The following is an 8315-nucleotide window of genomic DNA, read 5'->3' as shown; positions in this document are numbered from 1 at the left end:
TTTACTACAATCATTATCGAGGGCAATGGAATTTAAAAAAGCTACCGCCTGCAAAATACAGACAGCAGCTTAAAGAAGTTGCCTAACCTTTTTTTAAATGTCCTTTACAGAGGGTACAATTTAAATTACTGGCTAACCTGATAATACGAAAGCCGCTAAAATAGCGACTTTCAATGGAACTATGTTCTTGTCCACCGACAGTTTCTTAATTCCTTTAATCCGATCTTTTTTGCTTTATAATACCGATCAACAACAAGAACTTGTACCCTTAAAGGAAAAAAGTCGCTAAAATTAGCAACTTTGAGATGCAATAATGCGGCTTTCATTGTAAATATGTTCTTGACTGTGGAAATGTTTGGAAATCTTTATTATGTCACAATCCATGAGAATAAAGTTTAGATAGTATATATTTTCGAAATATTTAAAGATTTTTGTAAGACTCTTTATCAATATCACCTTGACTTCTCTTCCCTGCTATACTCAATCATGCCTTAAAGAAATTGTCGTTTGAGGAGGAGCGACTTTCCGCACTGACAACGTAACATTGATCGCTCATACTTCATTTTTAACCGACTGTAACAGAAGTAGGCACGGCATCCGTCGATCGACCAGCCTTAAATCCGGAAGCGAGCAGTAGCACCAGAGATCCCCCGATGACGCCCCACAATACAGAGGTGTTCGAAGAGGCCGCGTCCAGTCCACCGAAGTACATCACTTCCCGCAGCCCTCCTGCTGCGAACCGCAATGGCGTCCATGAATAGATCCAATCTCGTGTCGTCTGTGGCAAGAACTCCGGAGCCATGTTCAGAAGCGGGATGGAGAAGAACATCAGTAGTACGAGCAGCGGCATAGCCCGGAATCCGATCCAATTCAGCAAGGAAGATTGCAGTAAGAAGAACGCCGCTCCGACCAGCCATAAGAACAACCAAGTTGCCCCTGCATCCGCCATTTCCATGCCGTACCACGAAGTGGCCATCCAAATAGTGAAGCCCGATGAAAAGCTTACGATCACAAGTCCCACGATTGCTTGCAGTGCACTGACCCTCCATCTTCTTGAACCCGTGTCGACCACTTTCTTGCCTGCCAGGAACAAGACTATTCCGGTCACCAGGCTGCCGATCCACATGATCTGAGTCAACAAAGCCGGCGCACTCCCTGACGCATTGTTCCCCCCCGGTGAATGCATCACTTCCTCTTGAACGTTCATTGGTGTAATAAAAGCCTTCGCCGTCTCAACCGGAATATGCTCCTTTTGCTGACCAATCTGCGTAAGCAGCTGATGCGACAGTTCTTCGTTGATCATTTTCAGCGCTTGCCCCAATGACTGTGTTACGACCGTCGAGGCTTGAGTGCTCATCCCCTCGTTGGTGATGAGCTTCACATTAGGGTGAATCGGCGAAGAAGTTGCTAATGAGAGCAATCCGGTGCTCAGATCAACCGGAAGCACTACCGCTCCGTAAAAATCGCGTTTATCCATCCCTTCCCGAGCTTTTTCCTCGGAATCCACAACATACCATACGAATGGTAGTGCTGGGTTCGAACCTAAGGTCTCTTGAATTATCTCCCCTATCGCAAACGTTCCGCCAGTCGCCAGCTCCGCCGGCTGGTCAAGGACTACAAGGGCCACCGGAAGCTCCTTGGCTTCGATCCAAGCACCGAACCCATCATAGCCAACCCGAATACGATCAACACGACCAGGACGATCGCCACTCCCAGCCACGTCATTTTTTGTTTCAGTATTCTCATAATCCGCTACTCCTCGTCTATTTTAATGAACATATTGTTGATGATCAACCTTGCAATTTTCAACTGTAAAACACCTTAAAATATAGCTGCTCCACAAGTTCACTTAATCTCATTGGATATAAAAAAGTCAAAATTTATCACTCAAGTATTTCCACCATGCCAAAGAGACATCACCATAACTAAATTCAGTGATGTCTTCTTGCGATTCAGCTGCACCAAACTTAAAATCTGCTGTTCGAATTCTTTCTTTTTTCTGCCGGCAGAATGGCCTCGATGACGTCCCAATGTTCGGCGATCTTTCCATTCTCCACGCGGAACATGTCGTAGAAAGCAGTAGGTTGATTGTCGAAGAGACCTTCACTTACTGTAAGAACAAAATCACCTTGTCCAATCACCTGATGGACATGAGTATATTCAAATTCAATGTTTTTCTTCTTCAGCGCCTGCAATGCAGCATGGAGACCGGAAAGGCCATCTGCTATATGTGGACTATGCTGAATGTAGTTATCCCCATCAAAGTAAGTGGCAAGCAGGCCAGGGTTCTTCCCTAGCAAGATGTTCTCAACATAGCTTTTGACAAATTCTTTGTTGGCATCCGTCTTGTCGATATCCTTTATCGTGACCGGTCCGTCTATCATCGTATGATTGCTTGGTGTCCGTTCCACCATCTCTTGCATATTGTCCCAATGTTCAACGATCAGTCCATTCTCAAAACGGAAAATATCAATGATGATTTTGGAGCCGAAAAACTCATATACGGAATGAAGTGCCACATAATCTCCGTCGACCAAAGCACGCTTAACACTTACCTTCGTACCAATTTCCTTTAAGTGGTCAAGTGCACCAAGCATGGCGGCACGACCATCAGATAAGCCTTGGTTGTGCTGAATATATTGATCTGGATGAACGTAAGCCATAATTGCTTCGGGATTGCCGCTCTCAAAACTTTCCAGAACAGCGATTGCCTTATGGACAAGCTCATTTTGGTTTTTAGATGTCATTTGTATATCCTCCTAAAATTTTATAGTCATTAGATAAATAATGAACGTTGTGTTGTTTATTTATCTATCGCTCATTATAATAGAGAGTAATATCACGCTCAATATTCAATATTATTAGTTTTGAAGGATAACAGACATCTCAACAAACTTTGTCGCTTAACTGCTCTAAATAAATTGAAGGGGACAGAATATAATGAATAAGAAAACCGACCTAAGAATACTTCGTACTAAACAATCGATTCGCAAGGCGTTTTATGAGCTTATTCAGGTAAAAGGATATGAAGCGATAACGATTCAGGATATTGCTGATCGGGCTATGATCAATCGAAATACATTTTATCTTCACTATCAAAATAAACCCGATTTATTAGACACATGTATAAATGAATTGTTAAGCGAACTAAAGGATGCCGTCGTTCTTTGTCCCATCGGCATGAATCCCTTCAGTATTTCTATACTTGAGACTGTCATGCAAACTGTACTGGAACATATTTCTCTCAACACTACCTTTTACTATGCCATGTTAATTGAAGAGAATAGAATCTATCAGTTTCGAGCAAAAATGGAGAATATCATTAAAGACAAATTAAATGAGGGGTGGAGTCCTATTCAAGGACAATCCCATTTATCGATATCCAAGGAATTACTGCTCGAATATCTCGTATCGGCTTTCATGGGGATTGTCATTTGGTGGATTAAAAACGATCAGCCTCTTCCTGCGGATGAAGCTGCATCTCAGTTTAGTAGAATTGTTACCTATGGGCATTTGAAAGCTTCCGGCATCCAACTCGAGGATTAAAATTAGCGAGAGGCGCCATTCTGCCCGTTAGCTTAATAAAAAGAGCAGGATACCGAAGTACCTGCTCTTTAATGAGTATATTATTCCACTAACAAGTACTAATGCTTGTTTTGTCTTATCGTTTTATGCATTGAAGTAATTTACTCAACAATATCGTAAGTAGAACTTTATCACACTTCGCGAGCTCCATTTAGAAATCTTTACTCATCCTCTCTTCATTGGAGAATTTTCAGCTAAATCCCTACAGCACTTTTAAAGATAAAAAATAAAAGTGGAATTACCAATGATGGAATTAAATTGAGTGAATTGAATTTACGAATGCCAAGTATACTTAATCCAGAGCAAAAAATAAGAATTCCTCCTACAATCGATATTTCAGTTAGCAGCACTGGAGTAATTAAACCGGATAAAACATGTGCTAATAAGAAAAGTAAGCCTTGCCACGACGTTTTCAATCCCTTTTTAAATAATGTTCCTACCATACTACCTATAATTATTGCTATTACATTAACGATGGTTCCGATCATTTATTCTCTCTCCTAAAACTTATTTCCCTTAAAATAAACCCTCCAGTAGATGGAGGGTCAATAGATAATTAATGGTTTAGGGGAATTTGAATCTCGGTAACGAATCTAGAAATGTTGTTTGTGAGCCCATAATCGATGTAAGTAATCTCAATTACGTCATCAACCACAGAATACCCGCACTGCTTAATATATAGTAATAATTTTTCATAATAAGGTGCTGCATCTGCATGTGTGCCTACAAAATGAAAGGTCAGGTACTTGTTTTTAGGAAGACACTTTACGCTACTATTAAAGTTCAACTGATTGTCCGGATTAACGAATACAAATAAGGAATTGTACTCCTGAATATTCCCTAGTTCTAACTCTTTAATTGAAATAGTTAGACCAACTTGTCCGAGAAAAATGCTGGATTTCAAATTGTTACTATTCTCTAAAAAACGTATAGGCATTTCAAGATTCTCGTTTCGATGAATCTTTTGTTTCAGCATTATTCGTCACTCTTTCAATTGGTTCATTTCATTCATACAACGCTAATTTTAGGTATTACTGCCCCCAGATCAAGGAGTTTCAGTTAAAAACTCAATTGATCAAACAAAGCTCACAGAATATGAGTCACTCTAAGGATTCTGCTTCCCTTCTATCCCACAATAAAATAAAAAAGTGCAGTAATAGCAAGGATCTTTGCTATTACTGCACTTAAATCAATCTCAAATATATCACCAAAATGTCTCAGTTATCGTTTGATAGAATAAGTTCTTCTTGTTCATTTTAGGAATCAGTAAATGTCTAAATTCATTCAATATAATTATTGAATTGTTTCCTTCTGTAAAGCAAGTACTCCGTGAGCCAAAGCTACAAGGTTCTCCGAAGTAAATCCGTAAGCTTCTACAACTTCCGTTCCTTTGCCCGATGCACCGAATCGGTCGATGGCCAGCATTTTCCCGTCAAGTCCGATATACCGCTCCCAACCGAAGCTTGCCCCCATTTCAATACCGACGCGGGCGCGCACTGCATTCGGCAGAACCGCTTCTTTGTAAGCATCGTCCTGTTTATCAAAAGCAGAAGTATTCGGCAAGCTTACGACCGATGCTGAGACACCTTCATTCTCCAACACACTTTGTGCTTGAACAGCTAGCGCCACTTCTGAACCACTCGCAATCAGAATCAAATCGGGCACTTCCTTGGAAGCTGGCGATAATACATATCCGCCCCGCTTGACGCCTTCAGGCGCTTTTTCAAAGCTGCCCTCAAGGATCGGCAGGGCTTGCCGGGTCAGAACCAGAGCAGTCGGAGTCGTTGTGGATGTTATCGCTACCTGCCATGCAGCGGCTACTTCATTGCCATCTGCAGGTCGAATCACATGCAAGTTCGGCATAGCCCGTAAACCGGCTAATTGTTCTATCGGTTCATGTGTAGGTCCGTCTTCTCCGACAATGATGGAATCATGGGTCAGGATATAAATAACAGGCAACTGCTGCAGCGCTGCCAAGCGAATAGCTGCTTTGAGATAATCAGAGAAGACAAAGAACGTTCCACCATACACTTTTAAACCGCCATGCAGCGCAATACCGTTCATTTCCGCGCCCATTGCAAACTCGCGGACACCAAACCAGATGTTGCGTGCGGCCGGATCTGATTTGCAAAAGCGCTGATCGCCGGCGATCAATGTTTTATTCGAGCTTGCCAGATCCGCCGAGCCGCCAAACAAATAGGGAACCTGCCCTGCAATCAAATTCAGAAGATCACTACTTGTATCCCGGCCCGCTTTACTGGAGCTAGCCTCATAAGTTTCCACCACTTCGATCCAATTGGACGGTAGTACATTCCGGTGGCTGTCTTTAAATAGCTTGGCCAACTCCGGATAATTCTGTTCATATTTAACCATAAGCGCCTGCCATTCAGCTTCTGATTCGGTGCCTCTATCTGCGACTCTTGCTCGAAACTGCGCATAGACCTCGTCCGGCACAACAAATGCCGGCAGATCCCACTGATAGCTGAGTTTGGCGGCTGCAGAACCTGCCTCTCCAAGCGGAGAACCGTGGACTTTATGAGTTCCCGCATTCGGTGATCCATAACCTATAACCGTTTTTACCTCAATAATCGAAGGCTGGGTATGATTCTCTCGGGCTAATTCAATGGCTGCTGTAATTTCCGCCAAATCATTCCCGTCGGTAACCAATAAATGCTGCCAACCGCTAGCCTCAAACCGCTGCTTTACATTCTCCGAGAAGGAGTGGCTTAATTGTCCATCCAGTGAAATATCATTTGAATCGTATAATACGATTAACTTATCCAGTTGCTCATGTCCGGCATGGGAAATCGCTTCATTAGCCACTCCCTCCATCAGATCCCCGTCCCCGCATAAACAATACGTGTAATGATTAACGATAGGGAACGATTCTTTATTATATATGCCTGCCAAATGTCTTTCAGCCAGAGCCATGCCAACAGCCATTGCGACTCCTTGTCCAAGCGGGCCTGTTGTTGCATCCACACCGTCGGTGTGACCCACTTCTGGGTGTCCGGGTGTTCTTGAGCCTAATTGTCGGAACTGCCGCAAATCTTCAATCGTCACGTCAAACCCGGATAAATGCAATAAGCTGTACAACAGCGCTGATCCATGCCCCGCAGATAGAACAAACCGGTCTCTATTCTCCCATTTGGGATTCGCAGGGCTTATCCGCAATGCTTGTGACCAAAGAGCATAAGCCATAGGGGCTGCTCCCAAAGGCAGACCGGGATGCCCTGAGTTTGCTTTATCAATTGCATCCAGTGATAAAGTCCTTATCGCTGTTACCGCTTGTAGATCGCGTGCATCAAATTCCATTTGTACAACCTCTTTTCCCAATTAGATTATTTAGTTTTGTTGTGTATTATTTTGTGGCGGAGCACTATCCTGTTTACGCAGACTTACGAGTAGCATGATCAGCAATACAATTCCGATGCCTGCCATAATTAACGTTTTGCCGCCCATGTTGAATAATCCGCTCAAGAACATCCCAACTACACCAAAGTCGGAATCAGAGAATGTAGCATTAGCGAGTCCAAGATCACCAAACGCAGGAAGCAACAGGATTGGCATGAAGCTGATCAGTAAACCATTCACAAAAGCTCCGAGAACCGCGCCACGTACGCCGCCTGTTGTATTTCCGAACACACCTGCTGCCGAACCGGTAAAGAAATGTGGAACAACCCCCGGCAGAATTACAACGCCTCCGGTCGCTGCCATGATCAGCATGCTTACAATACCGCCGGCAAAACTGGAGAAAAAACCGATTAATACTGCGTTTGGAGCATACGTATAAATGATAGGAACATCGAGTGCCGGTTTGGAATTCGGTACAATTTTATTGGAGATCCCTTTAAATGCCGGCACTATTTCCGCAAGCACCAAACGTACGCCAGACAAGATCACAAAGACACCTGCAGAGAACAGTCCTGCCTTAAGTAAGGCAAATATAATATAGTTTTTCCCGTCGCTTAGAGTACTTTCTACATATTCAGGGCCCGCAAAAAGAGCTACTATTACATAGAACACAGCCATCGTCAGGGCAATACTGACCGTACTGTCCCGTAAAAAACCGAGTCCTTTGGGAAAATTGATTTTTTCGGTGGAGACACTCTCCTTCTTACCTCTGACCAGCATCCCGACCCAGCCACCAACAGCAAAGCCGAGCGCACCGGAATGACCCAAGGCGACATTGTCATTACCTGTTAATTTACGCATAAAAGGTTGAACGATTGCCGGAGATAGTGACATAAATATACCGACAGTGAGAGCGCCGAAAAGAATCAAAGATACGGATGTGAAACCGCTCACCGTCAAGATGATGGCAATCATACAGGACATATACAGTGTAATGTGACCGGTAAGGAAGATGTATTTAAATCTGGTGAACCTTGCGATAAGCAGATTTACAATCATACCGAAAAACATAATTAATGCTGTGGAGGAACCGTATTCATTTACAGCAAGAGCAACAATGGCTTCATTATTCGGCACGACACCGTTTACATTAAAGGCGGCTTTAAACATATCGCCAAACGGTGCCAGTGCTCCTGATAGGACACCGGCGCCCGCCGAAATAACGAGAAATCCGACAAATGTTTTTATCGTACCTCGAAGGGTGTCGGAGAAGCTTTTCCGCTGAGCAAGCAGACCGACGAGAGCAATTAAAGCGATGATTACGGAAGGTTCACTTAATATGTCAACCAATACTTTTAGAAGTTTATCCATTCTTG

General features: G+C 43.3%; 8 protein-coding genes. 1 reads left to right on the top strand and 7 read right to left on the bottom strand.

What is annotated here, in order from left to right; all coding sequences use genetic code 11:
- Window positions 1-565: 565 nt before the first annotated feature.
- The 3 genes from ACFVQB_RS20190 to ACFVQB_RS20180 form a co-directional block, all read right to left on the bottom strand.
- Window positions 566-1627 carry a YhgE/Pip domain-containing protein gene (locus ACFVQB_RS20190; RefSeq protein ID WP_379442809.1) on the bottom strand — a complete coding sequence of 354 codons (1062 nt, stop codon included), beginning with the start codon at window positions 1625-1627 and terminating at the stop codon, window positions 566-568.
- On the bottom strand, window positions 1615-1746 hold the full coding sequence (locus ACFVQB_RS20185) for a hypothetical protein (protein ID WP_379442805.1): 132 nt from the start codon (window positions 1744-1746) through the stop codon (window positions 1615-1617). The genes ACFVQB_RS20190 and ACFVQB_RS20185 overlap by 13 nt, the downstream gene beginning before the upstream one ends.
- Window positions 1747-1967: 221 nt before the next feature.
- Window positions 1968-2747: a nuclear transport factor 2 family protein gene (locus tag ACFVQB_RS20180; RefSeq protein ID WP_379442801.1), complete on the bottom strand. Its 780-nt coding sequence runs from the start codon at window positions 2745-2747 to the stop codon at window positions 1968-1970.
- Window positions 2748-2940: 193 nt separating this feature from the next.
- Here ACFVQB_RS20180 and ACFVQB_RS20175 point away from each other — a divergent pair, with 193 nt between their 5' ends.
- Window positions 2941-3546 carry a TetR/AcrR family transcriptional regulator gene (locus tag ACFVQB_RS20175; protein WP_379442797.1) on the top strand — a complete coding sequence of 202 codons (606 nt, stop codon included), beginning with the start codon at window positions 2941-2943 and terminating at the stop codon, window positions 3544-3546.
- 233 nt (window positions 3547-3779) lie between these two features.
- On the opposite strand, the gene ACFVQB_RS20170 is transcribed toward ACFVQB_RS20175, so the two are convergent.
- From ACFVQB_RS20170 to ACFVQB_RS20155, 4 genes are all read right to left on the bottom strand, one after another.
- Window positions 3780-4073, bottom strand: coding sequence for a DUF554 family protein (locus ACFVQB_RS20170; RefSeq protein WP_379442792.1), 294 nt, complete (start codon window positions 4071-4073; stop codon window positions 3780-3782).
- Window positions 4074-4141: 68 nt separating this feature from the next.
- Window positions 4142-4561, bottom strand: a complete 420-nt coding sequence (locus ACFVQB_RS20165) for a GyrI-like domain-containing protein (protein ID WP_379442787.1) — start codon at window positions 4559-4561, stop codon at window positions 4142-4144.
- 317 nt (window positions 4562-4878) lie between these two features.
- A complete protein-coding gene (gene tkt, locus ACFVQB_RS20160) occupies window positions 4879-6900 on the bottom strand; it encodes a transketolase (RefSeq protein ID WP_379442757.1) in 2022 nt (673 codons plus the stop codon).
- Window positions 6901-6930: 30 nt separating this feature from the next.
- Window positions 6931-8310, bottom strand: a complete 1380-nt coding sequence (locus tag ACFVQB_RS20155; protein WP_379442754.1) for a PTS ascorbate transporter subunit IIC — start codon at window positions 8308-8310, stop codon at window positions 6931-6933.
- Between the last annotated feature and the right edge of the window lie 5 nt (window positions 8311-8315).

The sequence above is a fragment of the Paenibacillus sp. NPDC057886 genome (assembly GCF_042796655.1).
Taxonomy (GTDB): Bacteria; Bacillota; Bacilli; order Paenibacillales; family Paenibacillaceae; genus Paenibacillus.
This window is presented reverse-complemented; position numbering and strand designations above follow the sequence as displayed.

Bases quoted from the DNA above. Each gene is read 5' to 3' on its own strand.
- ACFVQB_RS20185 (WP_379442805.1), bottom strand. From the start codon at position 1,746: ATGAGAATACTGAAACAAAAAATGACGTGGCTGGGAGTGGCGATCGTC.
- ACFVQB_RS20180 (WP_379442801.1), bottom strand. From the start codon at position 2,747: ATGACATCTAAAAACCAAAATGAGCTTGTCCATAAGGCAATCGCTGTT.
- ACFVQB_RS20155 (WP_379442754.1), bottom strand. From the start codon at position 8,310: ATGGATAAACTTCTAAAAGTATTGGTTGACATATTAAGTGAACCTTCC.
- ACFVQB_RS20170 (WP_379442792.1), bottom strand. From the start codon at position 4,073: ATGATCGGAACCATCGTTAATGTAATAGCAATAATTATAGGTAGTATG.
- tkt (WP_379442757.1), bottom strand. From the start codon at position 6,900: ATGGAATTTGATGCACGCGATCTACAAGCGGTAACAGCGATAAGGACT.
- ACFVQB_RS20175 (WP_379442797.1), top strand. From the start codon at position 2,941: ATGAATAAGAAAACCGACCTAAGAATACTTCGTACTAAACAATCGATT.
- ACFVQB_RS20165 (WP_379442787.1), bottom strand. From the start codon at position 4,561: ATGCTGAAACAAAAGATTCATCGAAACGAGAATCTTGAAATGCCTATA.